General features: G+C 53.0%; 17 protein-coding genes. 2 read left to right on the top strand and 15 right to left on the bottom strand.

Annotation, left to right across the window (positions count from 1 at the left end):
- Window positions 1–82: 82 nt before the first annotated feature.
- The 12 genes from lpxD to ACHZB8_RS19060 form a co-directional block, all read right to left on the bottom strand.
- Window positions 83–1,123, bottom strand: a complete 1,041-nt coding sequence (gene lpxD / locus ACHZB8_RS19005) for a UDP-3-O-(3-hydroxymyristoyl)glucosamine N-acyltransferase (RefSeq protein ID WP_316862635.1) — start codon at window positions 1,121–1,123, stop codon at window positions 83–85.
- Between the two features lie 65 nt (window positions 1,124–1,188).
- Window positions 1,189–3,513 carry an outer membrane protein assembly factor BamA gene (gene bamA / locus ACHZB8_RS19010; protein ID WP_316862637.1) on the bottom strand — a complete coding sequence of 775 codons (2,325 nt, stop codon included), beginning with the start codon at window positions 3,511–3,513 and terminating at the stop codon, window positions 1,189–1,191.
- A 219-nt stretch (window positions 3,514–3,732) separates the two neighbouring features.
- Window positions 3,733–4,881: an RIP metalloprotease RseP gene (gene rseP / locus ACHZB8_RS19015; protein ID WP_316862638.1), complete on the bottom strand. Its 1,149-nt coding sequence runs from the start codon at window positions 4,879–4,881 to the stop codon at window positions 3,733–3,735.
- A 175-nt stretch (window positions 4,882–5,056) separates the two neighbouring features.
- Window positions 5,057–5,953 (bottom strand): alpha/beta hydrolase, encoded by an 897-nt coding sequence (locus ACHZB8_RS19020; RefSeq protein WP_316862639.1) that lies wholly within the window; start codon window positions 5,951–5,953, stop codon window positions 5,057–5,059.
- A 159-nt stretch (window positions 5,954–6,112) separates the two neighbouring features.
- Entirely contained in the window at window positions 6,113–7,312 is a 1,200-nt protein-coding gene (gene dxr, locus ACHZB8_RS19025; protein WP_316862640.1) for a 1-deoxy-D-xylulose-5-phosphate reductoisomerase, read from the bottom strand.
- 61 nt (window positions 7,313–7,373) lie between these two features.
- Entirely contained in the window at window positions 7,374–8,243 is an 870-nt protein-coding gene (locus ACHZB8_RS19030; protein WP_316862642.1) for a phosphatidate cytidylyltransferase, read from the bottom strand.
- Window positions 8,244–8,302: 59 nt separating this feature from the next.
- Window positions 8,303–9,049, bottom strand: coding sequence for an isoprenyl transferase (locus ACHZB8_RS19035; protein ID WP_316862799.1), 747 nt, complete (start codon window positions 9,047–9,049; stop codon window positions 8,303–8,305).
- Between the two features lie 250 nt (window positions 9,050–9,299).
- Window positions 9,300–9,860: a ribosome recycling factor gene (gene frr, locus ACHZB8_RS19040; RefSeq protein ID WP_316862645.1), complete on the bottom strand. Its 561-nt coding sequence runs from the start codon at window positions 9,858–9,860 to the stop codon at window positions 9,300–9,302.
- Window positions 9,861–10,033: 173 nt separating this feature from the next.
- Window positions 10,034–10,750, bottom strand: a complete 717-nt coding sequence (pyrH, locus tag ACHZB8_RS19045) for a UMP kinase (RefSeq protein ID WP_316862646.1) — start codon at window positions 10,748–10,750, stop codon at window positions 10,034–10,036.
- A 208-nt stretch (window positions 10,751–10,958) separates the two neighbouring features.
- Complete coding sequence (gene tsf / locus ACHZB8_RS19050) at window positions 10,959–11,882, bottom strand: translation elongation factor Ts (RefSeq protein ID WP_316862648.1); 924 nt, start codon at window positions 11,880–11,882, stop codon at window positions 10,959–10,961.
- A gap of 386 nt (window positions 11,883–12,268) precedes the next feature.
- Entirely contained in the window at window positions 12,269–13,117 is an 849-nt protein-coding gene (gene rpsB, locus ACHZB8_RS19055; RefSeq protein ID WP_316862650.1) for a 30S ribosomal protein S2, read from the bottom strand.
- Between the two features lie 300 nt (window positions 13,118–13,417).
- Window positions 13,418–14,281, bottom strand: a complete 864-nt coding sequence (locus ACHZB8_RS19060) for an AraC family transcriptional regulator (RefSeq protein WP_316862651.1) — start codon at window positions 14,279–14,281, stop codon at window positions 13,418–13,420.
- Between the two features lie 163 nt (window positions 14,282–14,444).
- Here ACHZB8_RS19060 and ACHZB8_RS19065 point away from each other — a divergent pair, with 163 nt between their 5' ends.
- Window positions 14,445–15,377: a DMT family transporter gene (locus tag ACHZB8_RS19065; RefSeq protein ID WP_316862652.1), complete on the top strand. Its 933-nt coding sequence runs from the start codon at window positions 14,445–14,447 to the stop codon at window positions 15,375–15,377.
- A gap of 22 nt (window positions 15,378–15,399) precedes the next feature.
- Here ACHZB8_RS19065 and ACHZB8_RS19070 read toward each other — a convergent pair whose 3' ends face one another.
- A complete protein-coding gene (locus tag ACHZB8_RS19070) occupies window positions 15,400–16,368 on the bottom strand; it encodes an NAD(P)H-binding protein (protein WP_316862653.1) in 969 nt (322 codons plus the stop codon).
- A gap of 124 nt (window positions 16,369–16,492) precedes the next feature.
- Between ACHZB8_RS19070 and ACHZB8_RS19075 the strand changes: the two genes are divergently transcribed.
- The gene (locus ACHZB8_RS19075) at window positions 16,493–17,371 is read left to right on the top strand and encodes a LysR family transcriptional regulator (RefSeq protein WP_316862654.1); all 879 of its coding nucleotides are present in this window, start codon (window positions 16,493–16,495) and stop codon (window positions 17,369–17,371) included.
- Between the two features lie 46 nt (window positions 17,372–17,417).
- Here ACHZB8_RS19075 and dnaE read toward each other — a convergent pair whose 3' ends face one another.
- Together dnaE and ACHZB8_RS19085 are read right to left on the bottom strand one after the other, a co-directional pair.
- Complete coding sequence (dnaE, locus tag ACHZB8_RS19080; RefSeq protein ID WP_316862655.1) at window positions 17,418–20,864, bottom strand: DNA polymerase III subunit alpha; 3,447 nt, start codon at window positions 20,862–20,864, stop codon at window positions 17,418–17,420.
- A gap of 243 nt (window positions 20,865–21,107) precedes the next feature.
- Window positions 21,108–21,254 carry a hypothetical protein gene (locus ACHZB8_RS19085; protein ID WP_316862656.1) on the bottom strand — a complete coding sequence of 49 codons (147 nt, stop codon included), beginning with the start codon at window positions 21,252–21,254 and terminating at the stop codon, window positions 21,108–21,110.
- Between the last annotated feature and the right edge of the window lie 195 nt (window positions 21,255–21,449).

Here is a 21,449-nt window from a genome sequence, read left to right on the forward strand (position 1 = left end):
TTGTCCAATGGGCAGCAAGCCCGCAATTTATTTGAGTTGGAAAAGAAATACCGATTTGTACCCGGTATTTCAACCGCACAATTCAGCTGGACTTCTCAGCGAGGCGACTAAGCGCTGTCATCTCGCGAAACCATTGTTTTACGGGCTTGGCAGGCACCCCGCCATAGCGGGCGCCAGCAGGAACGTCATCCTTGACGACACTGACTGCCGCAATTTGCGCGCCCATTCCAATGGTAATATGTCCCGCCACACCGGTCTGACCTCCAATTGCAACAAAATCTTCGAGTTTCGAAGAACCGGAAATCCCGACCTGAGAGACGAGAACACAATGGCGACCAACTTCCACATTGTGACCGATCTGGACCTGGTTGTCGATTTTTGTGCCCTCTCCGATCACGGTATCGCGGTTGGCTCCCCGGTCAACAGTACTATTGGCCCCAATCTCGACCTTGTCCTGGATGATCACCCGACCGATCTGCGGAACTTTCTGATGCCCGCTTGCACTCATAGAAAAGCCAAAGCCGTCCTGACCGCAGCAAACACCGGGATGAAGAATGACCAGATCCCCAATCAGGCTGTGCTGGAGAACACAATTGGCACCGATATGGCAATTTCGACCAATACGTACATTTTGACCGACGACAGCATTTGCGCCGATTACCGTGCCTGCACCGATTTCCGCACCGGCGCCAATGCTTGCTCCGGGTTCGATGCAAACACCATCTTCAATTTTGGCAGCAGGATGGACATGGGCAGCCTGTGAAATTCCAGCTCCGGTCTCGAAATAGGCCATCGGCACCTTGGCCGTTGGATAGAAAGCGGAACTCGCATCAGAAAACGCCTGATAGGGATTCTTGACTTCGAGCGCGACAACGCCTTCGGGGACACGTTCCAGATAGCGCTTGGCGCAAATGACCGCGCTGGCCTTGGTCTGTTCCAGCAAGGGAACATATTTGGGATTGTCCAGAAAGGTGATCTGCCCCTCATGGGCATTGTCGATAGGCGCGACGGTCTCGATCATCAAGGACCCGTCTGCACCATCGGGCAAATTTGCTCCGATAATCTCAACGATTTGAGCGAGTGAAAGGGCATCGACTTTCTTGAAAAATGCAGGATCTGTCATGGTTGCTTTCAAAAAAAAGCCGCCGCCCATATGAGCAGCGGCTTTAGCCAATATTATAGTTCGCCTTAGAACGAGGACGCAGCACCGAAGCGGATAACCTGCGTTTCATCATAGTCTTCTTTGGTCAGGGCATAGCCATAATCGAGGCGCAGGCGACCAAACGGGCTGGCCCAGATTACACCGGCACCGATCGAAGAGCGGATGCTATGTTCATCATGGAACGTGCCACTCGCGGCATCCGAACCGAACAGGGTACCAGCGTCGGCAAAGACCGCACCACTCAACCCGACAGTATCAAGATATGGCAGCGGGAACTGCAACTCTGCGGTAGCATTGACGTAAGTCTTGCCGCCCAGCGCTTCCCCTGACGTGATATCGCGAGGACCAAAACCATAAGAAGCAAAGCCGCGGATCGTATCACCGCCCTGGTTGAAGGCATCAAGAAGACGAACATCTTCCCCGCCAAGCCCCTGAATATGGCCAGCACCGAAGCGCAACATGCCCACCAGGTTCCAGGCGGCATAGAGCTCGTGATAGTAACGCGCATCAACCGTGGACTTGATGAATTTGACATCGCCACCAAGGCCAGCAAATTCCTGCTGGAACTTGCCATAGATACCACTGGTCGGCGTCGTCATGCTGTCAAGCGTGTTATAGACCAGCGAGTAGCCGATGGACGATTTGAGTGTCTTGCCTTCGTCCTGGGCTTGCTCGATGGCAGGAGACGCACCGGACATGCCGTAATATTCATAGTCGGTGATCTGCTTCTGTTCGAGCGTGTAGAACGGGTTAATCGACAAAGCCTCGGTGATAGGCAAGCCAAAGCGCAAGGTTCCACCGATACGCTTGTAATCATACTCGCGATAATCGTTGTCATCATAGCTGCTGTGGAACAGATCAAATCCGGCCGACATCCGACGACCGAGGAAAAACGGCTCGGTAAAGGACAGCGCATAGGATTTGGAGGACGAACCACCCGAAGCGGACACTTTCAGATACTGACCGCGACCCATGAAGTTGGTTTCGGTCACTGCAATATCAGCAATGAAGCCATCGCTAGTAGAGTAACCGCCACCAAGGGTAACAGAGCCAGTGCCTTTTTCCTTCACATCGACATTCAGCACGACACGGTCAGGACTGCTGCCCGGCGCGGTGGTAACGTCGATTTTTTCAAAGAACCCAAGTGCATCAAGACGACGCTTCGCACGATCCAGCATGACCCGGTTGAAGGCATCGCCCTCAGCCATATCGAACTCACGACGGATAACATAATCGCGGGTACGGGTATTGCCGCGAATATTGATCCGCTCGACATAGGCCCGTGTTCCTTCATCGACCTGATAAACCAGATTGATGATTTTGTTTTCGTAATCACGATCAGCACGAGGTGTCACCCGAGCAAAGGCATAACCTGATTTCGAGATCTCGATAGTGATATCTTCGAGCGACTTAGAAACAGCATCCATGCTGTACACATCGCCACCATCGGTATGCACCTGTCTGCGCAGAGCTTCGGCATCCACTTCAGGCACGGCACTGTCAATCTCGACATCACCGATACGATATTGCTCACCCTCATCGACAGTAATCGCCACAAAGAAAACATTTCTTTCGCGATCGAGATCAGCGACGGAGGAAACAATCCGGAAATCGGCGTAACCATGATTGAGATAGAATTTGCGCAGGCGTTCTTCGTCGGCAGCAAGGCGATCAGCGTCATAAACGTCGTTTGACGTCAACCAGCTAAGCCAGCCGGTTTCCTTGGTTTTAAGAACATTGCGCAGACGACCGTCACTGAAAGCATTGTTCCCAAGAACAGAAACACGTGAAACAGGTGTCTTGCCACCTTCCACGATTTCAAAAACCAGATCGGCACGATTGCGACCAAGATCAATGATTTTGGGCTCGACGCGCGCGCCAAAGCGACCAGCGCGACGATAAGCTTCAAGAATACGCTGCACATCAGTCTGAATGCGGCTCTCGCTCAGAATACCGCGACTTTTCGAAGTCACAACCAGATCGAGATCCTTATCCTTGATGCGCTTGTTGCCTTCAAAGGCGATCCGGTTGATCACGGCGTTTTCCTGCACGGAAACAACCAGAGAAGAGCCGCTCATCCGAATATCGACATCTTTGAACAAGCCTGTCTGATATAGGGCCTTGAGCGATTCATCAATTTCATAAGCGCTTGAGCGCTGACCGGGCTTAAGTGTCAGATAAGACCGTATGGTATCATCCGAAACGCGGGCATTTCCCTTAACAACGACGCGGCTTACGCTTTGCGCGAATGCCGGACTAGCTGATAAAAAATCTATTGGCCCCAGCGGTACCCCTGCACTCAACACAGTTGCCAGTGCCGCTCCCCAAGCGATGGTCTTTAAGTTATTCATCAGCCCAAACACTCTTTTTGTTAAATCTTCAGATCGTTTTGGACGCAAATTGTCCACGAAATGGAATCTCTTTGACTACAAAGGTTTTACCGTGAATCCAGAAAGGATCAACCCCTTATAAGCTTTTGGCCCCACAAACATCACACTCAGTTGCCTATAAGCCACAAATTTCTGATAAATTCCAGTCGGCTAAAGTCATGTTCCCATATTTTTAGCAAATCAGTTTGACAGAAAAATTCGCGTTATATCGTTGAATGTCGCAAAGATCATAAGCGAAAATACAAGGGCCATTCCGATACGAAAACCCAGTTCCTGACTTTTCTCCGACAGCGGACGCCCACGGACAGCTTCGATCGCGTAGAAAACCAGATGCCCACCATCAAGCATCGGAATCGGAAACAGATTGATCAGCCCGATGCTGACAGACAGCATCGCCGACAGATTGACCAGCGCCACGATTCCGAGCGTTGCAACCTGACCGGAAACCTGGGCAACGCGAATTGGGCCACCCAATTGATCCGCATCTTCCTTGCCGACAAAGATCCGCGCGATATAGCCAAGGGTGTGCTTGACGATGAAATAGGTTTCCTCAACGCCTCCCCACATGGCCTCAACGGGTCCGAAGCGTTTTCGCACGACATCTTCCGGTTTTGCCTCGTGACGGATGCCCAGCACGCCAATTTTCTGCTTGTTGCCAAACTGATCCGTCACTTCTGTCCGACGCGGCGTGGTCATCAGGGTGACTTCCTGCCCTCCACGATCAACAACCACTTCCAGTGTCTCATTGGAGCTTAGCGCAACAACGCTTTGAACATCGGAGAAGGTTTCAATCTTCGCCCCATCAACGGACAGCATGACATCGCCCACCTGGAACCCGGCTTCCTCGGCAGCACTTCCCGGCACCACGCTATCGATACGAGCTGGCGTAATCGGTTTGCCATAAAGCAGCAACATCATCGCAAAAATGACAATAGAAAGGAGAAAATTGGCAAATGGCCCCGCCGCCACAATCGCCGCACGCGCCCAAAGCGGTTTATTCTGCAAGGCACCCTTGCTCTCTTCCTCATCCATTTGCTGCAAGGCATCGAAATCGGGAGTACTGGCGGCATTTTCGTCCCCGAGAAATTTCACATAACCGCCCAGAGGAATCATGGAAATTTTCCACCGCGTGCCATGCTTGTCATGAAACCCAAACAGTTCGGAACCGAAACCAATGGAGAATGTCTTGATCGTCACACCACACCAGCGACCGACCAGGAAGTGGCCAAGTTCATGAAAGAACACCACAATCATAAGGACAAACAGCGCAGGAATAACATAGCTCAACAAGCCGAAGCCTGCGGAAAAGGCGCTATTCAGAATATCCATGTCATTCTCCAGGTTGTTCGGGCGCGACAATAGCCTTCAGACTCTAAAGAAGGCTTAAATAGGGTGAAATTATGGAGAAATCAACCTGACAAGACAGCCCATGCCCCAAACGAAAAGTGCACGGCAAAACATGCGTTGATCCAATCCTCTAATGCATAAAATGAAGCGCGGAAGATCAGTCATCAAACATTGAGAGAAAACGCCCTGCGGCCCTGATTGCCTGATAGCTTGGATCATAGTCCTTGCTGAAATGCAGAAAGCCATGCAACACCGAAGGATAGAAATCGTAATAGTGGGACACATTCGCATCAACCAGTCGAGACGCGAGCCACCGGGTGTCATCGGCCAGACAATCACATTCGGCCTCACAAAGGTAAGCAGCAGGCAAACCCGAGAAATCGGCGTCCGATAGCTCTGCATAGGTCGGGTTGGTTCCATCCGGCAAATAGAATCCCCACAGACTGCTCATCCAGTCGGTTGCAAGCCCGGTTGTCCCGTCACCATAGGCAAGATGGGAACGCGTATCGAATTTGCGCCTGTAGCAACCGTAATAGAGCAAAAGGGCGACAATCGGCAGAGTAGCCTTCTCATCCCTGAGCCTCAAGGCTGCTGCAAGAGCAAGGTTGGCCCCTGCACTGTCGCCTGCCAGCACGATCTCGCAATCCTCCGAGTGTGCAATCTGCTTGATTTTCCCACAAACGGCATCAAGTGCCGCCGGATGCGGGTTTTCCGGCGCAAACGGATAACTGAGCGCCACCAATTCACATCCTGTCACTGCGGCCAGATCCGTCATGATGCTGCTATGGGTGATCACATTGCAGTTGACCCATCCTCCGCCGTGAATGAACAGGATGATACGCCTTGTTCCCTCTCGCATGAAACGTGGCACAAAGCGACGGCCAAGAGCAGAGTCCTCAATCATCACTTCATCCGCATGGCGCCCGACAAGCATTTGCCGCACCTCGGTATTCTTCTGGCGCAGGACATCCCAGCTCTCATTGGCATTCGGATCCGCTTTGTAGGAATGGCGTGCAGCGAGCTGCATGAGTTTCTTGTCAGGAGTGGCAGACATGGCAAAAGCTCCAAATAGAAATTATTCTGCAATCACGTGCCCAGACAGGCGCGCACAAACCGGATCAAAAACAGGTGTGTCTGTCCTGATGCTGCTAACAGAACCCCCAACGAAAGGACAGAGGACCCGGTCTGTTGAAAAGGAAGACCCTATTGTTCTTCAAAGTCCATCCTGAAGCAATCGTTCGGCCACCTCTCGTGCCGACTTGTCCAACGACAAAACGTCTTCGATGCCAGCCGCACTGGAATTTTCCCCTTTTTGAACAAAGGCTTCCATGGTCTGCTCAACAACCCTTGCGATTCCGCCGAATGAGACGCGTTTCTTGAGAAAAGCGGCAACAGCGATCTCGTTGGCGGCATTCATGATATTGGGCAGACTGCCACCTGCCTTCAACGCGTCCTTTGCAAGCTGCAAGCAGGGGAACTTGTCATAGTCCGGCAACTCAAAGGTAAATTGCGCAATCTCTGTGAGTGAAATCCGGTCGGTTTTTGCTGGGGCCCTTTCGGGCCAGGCCAAACAATGGGCAACAGGAATGCGCATGTCCGGAGCCCCCAGCTGGGCAAGCATCGACCCGTCACTATAACAAACGAGCCCATGGATGATCTGTTGCGGGTGAACAACCACCGTCAACCGGTCAGCAGCCAAGCCATAAAGGTGATGCGCCTCGATCAACTCAAGCCCCTTGTTCATCATTGAAGCGGAATCAATCGTGATTTTGGAGCCCATCGAGAAATTCGGATGTTTCATCGCCTGTTCAACGGTCGCCCCGGCAATTGCGTCCTTTTCCCATGTCCTGAACGGTCCACCCGATGCTGTCAGAATGATCTCGTCAATCTCGGACCGGTTATCACGTTCATAAACCTGAAAAACAGCACTATGCTCGGAATCCACCGGTAGAATTGGCTTGCCAAGCCTGGCCGCCGCCGCCATGACCAGGTCCCCGGCACAGACAAGAGCTTCCTTGTTGGCAAGTGCAACCTGATTACCAGCCTCAAGAGCAACCATGGTGGGCCGAATGCCTGCGGCTCCGACAATCGCACCGACAACGATATCGACTGAACGCGATGCGGCCTCTTCAACGGCAGAAGACCCCGCTCCAACCTCGATTCCGGAGCCGGAAAGCGCTTCCTTGAGATCCTGATAGCAAGCCTCATCGGCAACCACGGCAAATCGCGCACCGGTCTTGATCGCTGCTTTTGCAAGCTTTTCAACATTCCGATACGCTGTCAGCGCCTCAATTTGATATTTTTGAGGAGAGCCACTAACGATATCAATTGCCGAATCCCCAACCGAACCACTGGCGCCCAAAACGGATATCTTTTTCGGATCAAGCCCTGCACTCTCTTGAAATTGGGTCATCGTTTCGTTAGCTCATTCGTTTTTGAAATAAATTGACTGAAGAGACTGAGCCCCCGCCAAATCACCAGATCAGAAAACCTGTCGCAACAGAATGGATCGACCCACTCGCAAGCCCGATCATGCACGCAGCCACAACAGCAAACAGCAGCCCGTCAACACGATCCATGACACCACCATGCCCCGGAATGAGACTGCTCGAATCCTTTACCTTGAATATCCTTTTGATCTGAGACTCGGCAAGATCTCCCAATTGCGAAAGCACAGAAAGCCCACCCAGCATGACAACCAGCTTCAAGGTAGGCTCGATCTTCAGAAGAAAAGCCACGAGCAAGGCAAACCCGGTTCCAAGGACGAGCCCACCAATGGACCCAGACCATGTTTTCTTGGGCGAGACTCGCGTCCACAATTTCGGTCCCTTGACAATTTTCCCGGTGAAATAGGCCGCGACATCGGTCCCCCAGACAAGAGCAAACAGCACAAGGATCGCAGCAAACCCGAAATCGGAATCGAGTCGCAAGGCCAGAATCGCAAATCCGAAGCTGGAAGCATAGAGGATCCCCAGAGCTGTCCAGCGCGCCGCAGGGTAGCTACAGCGCACCAATGACAGGAACGCAGCTCCAAGCACCGGCAACACCAGTCCGGCCTGCCAGGCACCAAACCAGAGGCTTATCATCGAGCCCAACAGGCAGCCATAGCCAATGATGGCGGGCGTCCCAAGCGCTCGTTCACCAACAATCCGGACCCATTCCCAGAAAACCAAAATCGCAACAACACCGAAGAAGAGTGCGAACGCGATCCCTCCCCACCAGGTAACGGCAAAGGCCAGCACAGCAAGGACGACCCCCGACATCACTCGGACCGTCAGGTCCGACCATGGCGACTTTTTGTTGTTATTCTTCTCCTCCGCAGGTGTCGCGGATGCATCAAACAAATTCAGAACAGCTTCTCCCGTTCAAAAAACACATTGCCGTGACCATTCCATCACCAGCCTTATCCTCCAGAAGCAACTGCATTCTGTTCCAGCTCGACATCCTCTCTCTCGACACTGCCAAAACGCCTGTTGCGCCGACCATATTCGACCAGAACCAACTCCAACTGCTGCATATCGAATTCGGGCCAGTAACAATCGACGAAAACAAATTCGGAATAGGCCGCCTGCCAGAGCAGAAAGTTGCTCAGCCGCTGCTCGCCGCTGGTACGCACGATGACATCCGGGTCCGGAATTCCTCCGCTATAGAGCGACTGGGAAATGAGAGACTCGCTGATTTCATCCGGCTTCAAACGCCCGGCTTCGACCTCTTTGGCCAACTGGCGAAACGTATCCGTTATTTCCTGACGCGCACCATAGTTAAAGGCAATGATCAATGTCAGGCCAGTATTCTGGCATGTCAAATCCTCGGCCTTTTCAAGCAGCGACAAAATATCGTCCGCAAGCCCCAAACGGCTGCCGATGACAAGAACCCGCACATTCTGTTTGTGAAGGGTCGCCAAATCCCTTTTGATGAACAAGCGCAGCAATCCCATGAGATCACGCACTTCGCTGGCTGGACGAGACCAGTTTTCTGAACTGAAGGCGTAAAGGGTAAGATACTCGATCCCCAACTGGCTCGCATTGGAAACGATCTCACGAACCGCAACGACACCTTGCCGGTGACCATGCGTCCGGGTCAGATTTCGTGCCTTTGCCCAACGGCCATTCCCATCCATGATAACGGCCAAGTGGCGAGGAATCACCATGGTTTCGGGAACGAAAGTGCCCGCTAAGCGCGTTTGGCCAGCCATATATTCTGTCCTTTTGGTTGCGTCGGTCGGTTTGCCAAACCGGACATGCTGTCTAAATCAGCAAAGAAGCTCGAACAAGATTGTGGCCGAAAAGCAATTAAAAGGCTTTCCAGCCAGATTGTTCACAACCTGGCCGCTTCACATGCCAGGTTCCCGGGCAAGATGTCGTCACGAGGCAGAACACCTGACCCGAGGCAAACGGCCTCTAGACCTGCATGATTTCGGCTTCTTTTGCCTCAACCATTTTGTCGACCTGCGCTACATACTTGTCGGTCATTTCCTGAATTTCGTCGTTATAGACGCGAACATCGTCCTCGCTCATGCCATCCTTTTCGGCCTTCTTGCACATGTCCATACCGTCACGACGCACGTGGCGCACGGCTACCTTGGCATTCTCCGAATAGGAATGAGCGATCTTGACCATTTCCTGACGACGCTCTTCGTTGAGCTCAGGAATGGGCAGACGCAGCAATTGACCATCTGTCACCGGGTTGATGCCGATGTTGGATTCGCGGATCGCTTTTTCAACAGCTCCGACCATGCCCTTGTCCCAGACCTGGATCGACAACATGCGAGGCTCCGGAACGGACACAGTACCCACCTGATTGATCGGCATGGACTGGCCATATGCTTCGACCGTGATAGGGTCGAGCAGGTTGACAGATGCGCGCCCGGTCCTCAAGCCAGAAAGATCTGATTTGAGAACGGCAACAGCACCTTTCATTCGGCGCTCAAGATCATCAAGATCCAGTTCTTCGGAAGACATGATTAAGCCTCACATAGTTTCGGTTTTCATTCTGGAAGACACGGCCATGGCCCGGATCGGGCACGACATGACATCATCCTCCCACCTTGAACATTCGCAATCACACCCCTCGTGTGAAAGCGTATCCTGTGGTTGCGTCAAAACGCGTTTTGTAACGTGGAGCCAGAAACACGTTAGCCCGAAACCACAGTAGCACGCCCACGACCCTGCAAAATCTCGACGAGTCCGTTGGGTTCATGCATTGAATAGACAATTATCGGGATATTTGCCTCTTGAGCAAGGGAAATCGCGGCTGCATCCATAACCTTGAGTCCCTGTTTTAGCACTTCGTTGTAGCTAATACTCTCATATCGGATTGCATCGGGATCCTTGTGAGGGTCGGCGGAGTAGACGCCATCGACCTGGGTTCCCTTCAAGACCGCATCGCATTGCATTTCTGCGGCACGCAAAGCGGCTCCGGAGTCAGTGGTTACAAACGGATTGCCCGTACCCGCAGCAAACAGCACAACCTTGCCAGCCTCAAGATAGGCCTTGGCATTGCGCTGGGTAAATGGCTCACAAATTTCGTCCATGGCAATTGCAGACATCGGAACCGCATCGATATCGATGTCTTCGAGGGCATTTGTCATCGCAAGGCAGTTCATGACCGTTGCCAGCATGCCCATGTGATCGCCTCGCACGCGATCACCACCCTTGGCCGCCACGGAGACGCCGCGGAAGATATTGCCGCCCCCAATAACCACGCAAACCTCAGCACCAAGAGCACGGACTTCGGCGATCTCGGCCGCTACGCGCGCAACCATTTTCTGATCGATTCCGAAAGACTGCTCTCCCATCAATGCTTCGCCGGAGATCTTCAGCAAAACACGCTTATATTTCAGGTTTCCCATATGTCGGCTACCCCACCAGAATTGGGTCAATCACTTTGCAGTCAGCCTGACGCAGAACTGGCAGGGAACCAGACAGCGCGACATCCAGCAAACAAACAATGACCGGAAGAAAAGCTGCTTCTCCATACACGAAGGGCGCTGGTTCGTCATCCCCAGCGCCCCTTTTTTTTCACGATTCTATGCCAAGTCGCATGATGTGTGACATGAGTCAGGATTTGCCAGATGCCGCAGCAACTTCAGCAGCGAAATCCTCTTCCTTTTTCTCGATGCCTTCACCCAGAGCGAAGCGGGCAAAAGAAATGAGTTTGATCGGAGCGCCAACTTCCTTCTCGGCATTCTTGATAGCCTGTTCGACAGTGTTTTCACCATCGATAACGAAGGTCTGTTTGAGCAGAACAACTTCCTCGAAGAATTTGCGCATACGACCTTCAACCATTTTTTCAATGATGTTTTCAGGTTTGCCAGATTCACGAGCCTGTTCGGAGAAAACAGCTTTTTCGCGCTCTACAGCAGCCGGGTCAACTTCCTCGGTGGTTGCAGCCAAAGGATTGGTAGCCGCGATATGCATTGCGATCTGCTTGCCAAGTGCGTCAAGTTTCTCTGCATCACCGTCTGATTCCAGAGCAACCAGCACACCAAGACGACCAAGTCCAGGTGCCGTTGCGCTGTGCATGTAAGAGGCAACAACACCCTTATCAACACTCAACACCTGACCGCGACGCAAGTTCATGTTTTCGCCGATGGTTGCAACCGCGTTGGTGATCGTTTCTTCAACGGTTCCACCTTCCGGATATTTGGCAGCCAGAATGTCTTCCAGTTTGTCGCCTGCTTCGATAACAACAGAAGCAACATTGCGAGCAAGTGTCTGGAACTGATCGTTACGGGAAACAAAGTCTGTTTCAGCATTCAGTTCAGCCAGAGCGGCCTTGTTGCCTTCGCCTGCAATCGCGATCAAGCCTTCAGCAGCAATACGACCGGATTTCTTCGCAGCCTTCGCCAGGCCCTTGGTGCGCAACCAATCGATTGCAGCTTCCATGTCGCCGTCGGTTTCAGACAGAGCCTTTTTGCAGTCCATCATGCCAGCGCCAGAAGTCTCGCGCAGCTCTTTTACCATTGATGCCGTAATCGCCATTGCAGCCTCACGTCCTTTATTTAAACTAGCCAAAAACTTTCCGATGCATCCCGGAAAGCCAAATTGAATATCGCAAGGGGCAAGCCCCATGGAATCATCTCAAGCCAAGAAATTGAAGACACACTTCATGCAGATTGTGCAAAAGGAATGCGTCAGCTCGGCTCATATCAGGCTTGTCATGTTTCAACCATCAGCACCTTTCCGGGTGACGATGGTGGGGCAAGGCTTACACAGCCCGATCTCCAAACAAGCCACAAGCCGCCCGCGCAAAACCCGGACGGCCAACTTCTCAATTTCAGAGCATGCGCCCCGAATCTTTTCGAAATGAGATACACCGGCCCAAAGCTGACAGGCTTTTAAGACAGGAATATGTATCTCGACCGAAGTTAGTCTTTTGCTTCTTCGGCTTCAGCGGAAGGCTCACCTTCAGCAACAACGGCTTCGGCAGCAGCTTCCTCAGCGCCTTCCTCTTCGAGATCTTCATCATCGAATGCAGGCTCAAGCAAACCGTCTTCAGATGCGCCAATATCAACGCCGGCTTCGCCAGCAGAACGGGAAATCCCGTCAATGGCAGCAGCAACGATCAGGTCGCAATAAAGGGAAATGGCGCGCGCAGCATCATCATTGCCCGGAACAGGGAAATCGATATTGTCCGGATCGCAGTTGGTATCAACAACAGCAGCCACAGGAATTCCAAGGCGACGTGCTTCATGAATAGCGATGTCTTCCTTGTTGGTATCGATAACGAAAATCAGGTCTGGAACACCGCCCATATCCTTGATACCACCCAAAGCGCGTTCCAGCTTGTCGCGCTCACGGGTCAGGGTCAGGCGTTCTTTCTTGGTGAAGCCCTGTGCTTCTGCGTCAAGCAGTTCGTCAAGCTTGCGCAGGCGCTGAATGGACTGGGTGATGGTTTTCCAGTTGGTCAGCATTCCGCCGAGCCAGCGGGAGTTGACATAATACTGAGCAGCAGCCTTGGCAGCTTCAGCAACCGGACCGGAAGCCTGACGCTTGGTGCCAACGATCAGCACGCGACCGCCGCGAGCAACGGTATCGGAAACCGCTTTCAGCGCATCGTTCATAAGAGGAACGGTCTGGGACAGGTCGAGAATATGGATATTGTTGCGGGCGCCGAAAATGTATTTGCCCATTTTCGGGTTCCAGCGGTGGGTCTGGTGACCAAAATGCACGCCTGCTTCAAGCAGTGAGCGCATGGATACTTCAGGAAGTGCCATGTGATAAATTCCTTTACCGGTTTAACCTCTGCGGGAAGTGGCCAGATTGGGCACCGGTTGGATCACAGCACATGTCTCCATGCTGCAACCCTGATCCCGCATGTGGATTCGACGGGCCTTATAGGCGGAACAATCGCACAATGCAAGGAAGAATGTGACAATTCGGGGAAAAGCAGCCCCATCGCGCGAAATTTGTGACGCTCGATGACCGCTCTTGCCAAGCCTGCCCTGGGCCCGAGCTTAACGACATTGCGGCATGGCCAAACACTGGAACCACATCCGCCAACGCTTCAACTGCCATCAGCTGATGGCGGCCCGAAAGGAAGCAGGCATCACACCGGTTCCGGTTTTGAAGCTGCGCGAAAAGTGGCTCTGCGAGCTGAAACCACAGGCATCGGCCACCTGCGCAAGCGGCTCGCCTGCCCGGATCATATCTTTTGCCCGCTCGACACGCCGGTGTGCCAGATAGCGAGAGGGAGAAACCCCACAGCTTTGCTTGAAACTGCGTTGAAGATGAAACTCGCTGAGCCCGGCAATCTCGGCCAGCTCCCGAAGTTTGACCACGTCCCCGAGATGCGCTTCGATATAATCCTGCACCTTTCTTTGAACCGAAAGGGAAAGCCCACCCTTGATCGGCTTGACCCTTTGATCATGAAATCGTTTTTGCGCAAGAATGTCCGCGACAAGATCAAACATCACCTCTTGCGCCAACAGCTGATCCTGCTGGCATGTGGCTTCGAACAGCCTGGAGAATGGCGCTATCAGGCCTTCCGGCTCCGCATATGTGACGTCTGCCAATTGCAGAAGGCTCCCGTCACGATCCATCATTTCGCTATAGCAGCGGCGCAACTCTTCATCCGGCAGATAGAGATGCATCATAATCAGCGGACCATCGATGCGCCATTCAGAGCTATGACCTTGAGGGAAAATCGAAAAAGCGCCGGGCCAACCATGGATCGGAGCTTGATCCACGCGCCAGACATCCTGCCCATCGCGCACGTAAAAACTGAAAGCATGACCTTCCAGCTTGTCATATTGCACATGGTCATTCGAATTGCTCCAGATCGCGCAGGACCGACCAAAGCCCAGATCAAGGCTTCCATGGGTTATCGCCGTGGAATGCTCTTGCAGAAATCCGTAAACTGAATTGCCTTTTTGCTTCATGGGTCCACGCATTTTCGCCGGTTTGGTTGATAAGCCATATTTATCATCCCCTCGGCATTGATCAAAGTGAAGAATGCAAGAAAGCTTTATTTCACCGCAAGATTATGCAAAAGCCGAATGCACGATTGCACTAGAACAGCCTTCTCAAGCGAAAGGCTTTCAGATGATTCCGTTTCTTTTCATTTCCACCGTTCTGATATGGGGTACCACCTGGTATGCGATCGCGTTGCAGACAGGCCCCGTCCCCGCACTGGTCTCCATATTCTATCGTTTCGCCGTTGCCAGTCTCATCTTTCTGGCCATTCTGTTGGTGACAAGACGACTGCGCGTACCCAGAAAAGACCATCAGATCTGGCTGATTGCCCAGGCTTTGTGCCTGTTCAGCCTCAATTTCATCTGTTTCTATTTTGCAGTCGAATTCATCCCGTCAGGGCTTGAATCGGTCATCTTTTCATTGGCAACGATATTTAATGCGATCAATGCCCGCATCTTCTATGGAGACAGGATCACCAAACAGGTTCTGATTGCCAGTGGCCTTGGTGTGACAGGCCTTATCCTGCTGTTCGGACGAGACATTCTGGACGCCGACAGCTCAGGCACACTGCAAGGAGTAGCACTTGCGATGCTTGGTACCATGCTTTTCTCTCTGGGCAATATGGTCTCGCGCCGCAACAGCAAGGCTGGCATTTCTCCCACCATGGCCAATGCGTGGGGCATGGGCTACGGAGCCCTTGTTCTGCTGGGACTGATCACCATTACAGGCACTCCGATCATTCTGCCGACAGAAGGTCTCTATATCGGTGCCCTGCTCTATCTTGCCATTTTTGGCTCGATCATTGCCTTTACGACCTATCTCATTCTGGTCGCCCGGATCGGGTCTGCCAAATCAGCCTATTTGACGGTCCTGTTCCCGATCATAGCATTGGCCATCTCGACCATTTTCGAAGGATATGTATGGCATTGGAGTTCGGTCCTTGGTCTGGCGCTCGCGCTGGCCGGCAATCTGGTCATGTTTGCCCCCAAACAGGCCAAAGCCAAACTCGAAACCACCAGGGGCAATGGCGAAGCTCCCGAAAGCCTGTCTCCTGCCAACTGACAGACGCCTTGTAACCGCCCCTTCAGAAGGGGCGGTCATCACGATTGCCCATCCAGAGAAGCGTTTCCCTCAACGCACTATCCAGCTCTGTATGCGGCTCTGACCCGAGAAATGCGACGAGGCGATCATTCTCCAGCTTCAACTCGTTTTTCCAGTATGGCTCAATCTCAACGACTTCCCGCGCAAAACCGACAAGGGGTGCCAACACCCGCATAAGCCACCACGGAAATGCCCTCAACTTGACATCATGCCCGGAAACGCGCGCGATGCCTTCGATCAGCTCCATCCCGGTGCGGTCATAATGCCCCGCGAAAACGAACTCATCAAAGGATTGCAGAGCCTCCTCTCGCACCAACAGTCGAGCAAAGGTCTCTGCCAGATCCGGCATATAGGCCCAGCTGTGACCAACATCCACGGCCAATCGGGTCACCCTCCTGACCGGGCGGCCGGGTTTGACCATCGCTTGCGCGAACCATGTTGACCGGACCTCTGGGCCGAAGAAGTCCCCAGCCCTCAAGATCAACACAGGCACAGTTTCCGACGCGTCCCGGAGGCGCTTTTCAAGAGCGATCCGGATCCTTCCCTTTCGGCAAATACCGTCCTGTCTTGTACCACTCACAACACGATGGGTTTTTGCGGGATCAAAATTATAGACCGTACCGGGCAGCACAATCCTCGCCCCTCCCACAGCTTTGGCCGCGGCAATCGTATTATCGATCATGGGCAGCACGACCTTGTCCCAGTTGCGATATCCGGGAGGATTGACACCATGGAAAATCACCGACGCATCCTTTGCCGCCGCTATCACGTCATCCCTGACAAGCGCGTCACCCGCGACCCAGTCCACGCCCTCAAGGCCGCTCTTGCCAGCCTTTGGCACATCGCGGACCATGGCCCGCACCTTCCAACCATCTGCTAGCAGCGCCTTGGCAACTGCCCCGCCGACACCACCGGTCGCACCCAAAATCAATATGCTTTTCTTTGTACGCATTGTCCTATCCGTTCCGATCTCTCATGGGCATTGCTGTTTCGCCCCTCATGGTTTGACTGGATTGTCTGCCTGAAAGGATCGAAAATAAATTGCGAATAAACCTTCATTTGCTAGAATAAATTTTATGAGCAAACTGATTTCATGGGATGACCAGCACTGTTTTCTGACGGTCCTTCAAGAAGGCAGCCTGTCGGCAGCGGCGCGCAAGCTTGGCGTTTCCCAACCCACGGTCAGAACCCGTATTGCCAGATTGGAAGAGGCTGTGGGCGCAACGCTTTTTACGCGCTCGATCAACGGCCTGATTCCGACAGATCACGCCCGCGATCTTTTCCAGTCGGTCCATTCCATGGCGTTGGCATCCGATGAATTTGTCCGCCGAGCATCAGCACCTGTTGGCGAAATCGCAGGCACTGTCAGGTTGAGCATGCCCGAAGCCATGGGAACCGAAATCGTTCCCTTCATGCTGGCGAGAGCACGGGATGATCATCCGGCACTGCAAATCGAGCTGGAATTGAGCAATCGCCCGGCAGATCTTCTCCAGCGTGAAGTCGATATTGCGGTCAGAACCACACCGCCAAAACAGGATGCACTGGTCGCCCACAAAGTCGCCTCCATCCCCCTTTGCTATTTCGCCAGCCACGGTTACATCGCCCGCCATGGCGAACCGCAAACATTGGCAGATCTCAAATCCCACACCATCATCGGGCCGGACCGTAACCAAAGCGATCTGAAACTGGCGAAAAGGATCGGCCTTGACCTTGACATCCGTCCCGCCATCAGAACAGACAGCCACCCGGCACAAATCGCGGCAACGGTCGCAGGTCTCGGGATTGGCATCATGCAAATGCCAATTGGCAGGAAATACCCTGACTTGAAACAAATTCTGACGAGCCAGACCGTTTATCGGATGGACACATGGATTGTCACCCACGAGGATTTACGCAACATTCCCAAGATCAGATATGTCTTTGACACTCTGGTAACGGCCTTCATGGACTTGTGAAAGCATACGCCCGACAACAGCCATGACGCGACAGGAAAAGACGGCTTCAGAACGCCCCGACCTGAACATCAAAAACACCGGGAATGGCCTTCAGCGCGCGCCCCACTTCAGGCGAGACATAATATTTGCCACTCAGCCGCATTTCCACTTCGCAAGTGCCCTCATCGAGCATAACGATGACGGACACCTCGCCATCACCGCGGTTATCAAGCTGCGCCTTGAGCGAATGAAGCGGCTTGGGATCCCGCACGAAAACACGCATAGCCTTGCGAACATTATCGCTTTCAAGAGGGCGGACATTGTTGATCCGCACCGACACCCCCTCGGGGCGTTCATCCGCGCCGACCTCCAGAATAACGGTCTTGCCAGGTTCCAGCATGTCACGGAACCTGTGAAGCGCTTCGGAAAACAAAACCGCTTCATACTGCCCGGTTGGATCGGAAATCGTTATGATCCCCATACGATTGCCGGTTTTGGTCTTGCGCTCCTGCCGACCGGTAATGGTGCCGGCCAGACGTCCTGCACTTGCGCCCTGCTTCACAGCCGCTTCAAACTGTTGCCAAAGCTGAATGCGCATTTTCTCAAGCTGCGGAATATAGTCATCCAGAGGATGGGCCGAAAGATAGAAGCCAATGGCACTATGCTCTCGTTGAAGTTTTTCCTCGCTCGTCCATGGACGCATATCGGGCAATGGCAGCGGAGCGTCTTCCTCTTCCCCGAACAAGCCGCCCTGCCCTGATGACGCATCCCGCCGATGGCTCACCGCTTCCCCCATGATCACATCGATGGACGCGACGACCTGTGCCCTGTTGGGGTTGAGAATATCGAAGGTTCCCGCAGCGGCCAGATTTTCAATCGTGCGCTTGTTGAGAATGCGGGGATTGATCCGCCTAGCAAAATCAGCCAGATCCTTGAAGGGATTGTCCCCGCGCACTTCGACAATATGCTCGGCGGCCTGATGTCCGACACCCTTGATCGCGGCCATGGAATACAGGATGGCTCCATCTCGAACCACGAACTCGACACCGGAGTCGTTGATCGAAGGCGGACGCACATCAATACCCAAACGGATTGCATCGCGACGGAACTCGGAGAGCTTGTCCGTGTTGTTCATGTCGAGCGTCATGATCGCCGCCAGAAATTCGACCGGATAATTGGCTTTGACAAAGGCAGTTTGATAGGCCACCAGAGCATAGGCGGCGGCGTGTGACTTGTTGAAGCCATAGTCGGCAAATTTCGCCACAAGGTCATAGATCTCGGATGCCTGTTCGCGACTGACACCCCGTTCCTCGGCCCCGTCGCAGAAGCGAACCCGCTGCTTTTCCATCTCTTCGCGGATCTTCTTGCCCATCGCCCGGCGCAGCATATCTGCTTCACCCAGCGAATAGCCCGACAGGATCTGCGCGATCTGCATCACCTGTTCCTGATAGATGATGATGCCGTAGGTTTCCTTCAGAACCGGCTCCAGCAGCTCATGCATATAGTCCGGCTTTTCCTCACCACGCTTACGCGCGCAATAGACCGGAATATTGGCCATGGGACCGGGACGATAGAGCGCCACAATAGCAATGATGTCCTCGAACTGGTCGGGCTGCATGTCAAGCAGCGCCTTGCGCATCCCCATACTTTCAAGCTGGAATACACCAACCGTCTCACCCTTGGTCAGGATTTCATAGGACTTCTTGTCGTCAATGGGGATCTCCGAAAGATTGAGATCAATGCCGCGGTTCTTGATAAAGCGCACGGCCGTTTGCAGAACCGTGAGCGTCTTGAGGCCCAAAAAGTCAAACTTGACGAGGCCGGTTTTCTCAACCCACTTCATGTTGAACTGGGTAACCGGCATGTCCGAACGCGGATCGCGATACATCGGCACCAACCGGTCAAGGGAGCGATCCCCGATGACGATGCCCGCCGCGTGGGTCGAGGTATGCCGGTACAGCCCCTCCAGCTTGAGCGAAATGGAAATCAGGCGATCAACGATTTCCTCTTCCTTGCGTGCATCGACCAGTCTTGGTTCCTGTTCGAGCGCCTCAGGAAGGGACACCGAAACGGCCCCCTTCATTGGCACAAGCTTGCACAACTTGTCGACCTGCCCGAAAGGCATTTGCAAAACGCGCCCGACGTCACGCAACACCATCCGAGCTTGCAAGGTACCGTAGGTGATGATCTGACCGACATTGTTCCAGCCATATTTCTGCTGGACATAATGAATAACCTCCTCGCGCCGATCCTGACAGAAGTCGATGTCAAAGTCGGGCATCGAGACTCGTTCCGGATTGAGGAACCTCTCGAACAGCAAGGCAAAGCGCAAGGGGTCAAGGTCAGTGATGGTCAGAGACCACGCAACGACCGAACCCGCACCCGATCCACGTCCGGGCCCGACAGGAATCCCATGTTCCTTGGCCCACTTGATGAAATCGGCAACGATAAGAAAGTAGCCCGGAAACTTCATAGAAATGATGATACCCAGCTCGAAGTCTAGACGATCCCAATAGTCCTGCTCCGTCTTGCCCGGCGCCAGCCCGTGAACATCCAGCCGCCGCTGAAGACCTTCTTTTGCCTGACGGCTCAATTCGGCAGCCTCGTGCCGCTCCGCCTCTTCCGCGTAGGCATCAGCACCGGCGAACCGCGGCAACAATGGCGCGACGGTTCGCACGCGTGTATGACAACGACGGGCAATTTCAATGGAGTTTTCGAGCGCCTCGGGCAAATCCGAGAAAAGCTCTGCCATTTCATCCTGACTCTTGAAATAATGCTCTGGCGTGACCTGACGCCTGTCGCTCTGAATGAGAACCTTGCCCTCGGCAATCGCAAGCAGGGCATCATGGGCCTCGTAATCGTCCCGCTCGGCAAAATAGACATCATTGGTCGCGACAAGCGGGATTTCCAGTTGATAGGCAAGATCCAGCAAATCCGGCTCAACAATCGCTTCATGCGCCATGCCATGACGCATGACTTCAACATAAAGCCGATCTCCAAAAACCGCCTTCAACTGAACAAGTCGCTCGGACGCCCGGTCAGTATGATGATTGGCCAAAAGCCGATCAACAGGCCCGTTACCGCCACCGGTAAGACAGATGATCCCCTCACCAAGCTCTTGCAAATCGGCAATTGTCACATGAGGATCTTGTTCATCTTCGGGAGAAAGATAGGAGCGTGAAATCAAAAGTTGAAGATTTGCCCAACCTTCATCCGTTGCAGCCAGAAGCACCATGGTTGGCAACGCGGTATGCCCGTGACCATTCTGGTCGCCATCCTTGAAATCAACTTCGACCTGGCAGCCCATGATCGGCTGCAAGCCATCCGACACAGACTTTTCGGAAAACTCCAGTGCCCCGAACATGTTGCGGGTGTCAGTGATGGCGACCGCAGGCATGTTTTCGGCAATCGACTTCTTGATGACTTTTCCAACAGGCAAGGAGCCTTCAAGAAGAGAATAGGCTGAGTGAACATGAAGATGCACAAACTTGAGACCGCCAGACAACCCCTTCATAAACAAAGCTCCCTTCCAAACCGCATTCAAAGCACGATCGGCACTGACCCACCCGAGAGAATCGGCACCAAGAGCATTAGAATAGGCAACCGGTCACTCACTGACAAAGCGGTTCGATGAACTTGTCCCCGTAATCGACATCAACCAAAATGCAATCGATGCCGTATCCTTCATAGCCACACACTCGAAATGCAGAGCATAAACCCCTCCGCCGGACCAGCGTGGTGATGCTCGGCAGCAACATCAAACCAGAACTTGTGCCCATACACCAATCATAGTCATGAAGGTAATCAGTGAACCCAAAGCCAGAACGTCACGAATAATCATTACAGCATCTCCATTTTGTTCCCTTTTCTCCCCTATAATGTATTCGTTTTGTTCTTTTTGCAAGCGGATTTTCTTAATCTTCACAACCGCATTTTATTACAATTTTTCAATTAGTTAGAAGAAGCCGCAATTGATTTATTCACATTGAGTGCAAATTGGAACATATCCGCGCAGCTTCATCCACACCGGTTGAAAAGGTCAGAACAGCTTGTGGAAACAATCGGGTGATTTCCACAAAGCTTTCACAGCTTGTTTGAG

Origin of the sequence: uncultured Cohaesibacter sp. (assembly GCF_963556055.3) — a bacterium.
Lineage (GTDB): Bacteria > Pseudomonadota > Alphaproteobacteria > Rhizobiales > Cohaesibacteraceae > Cohaesibacter.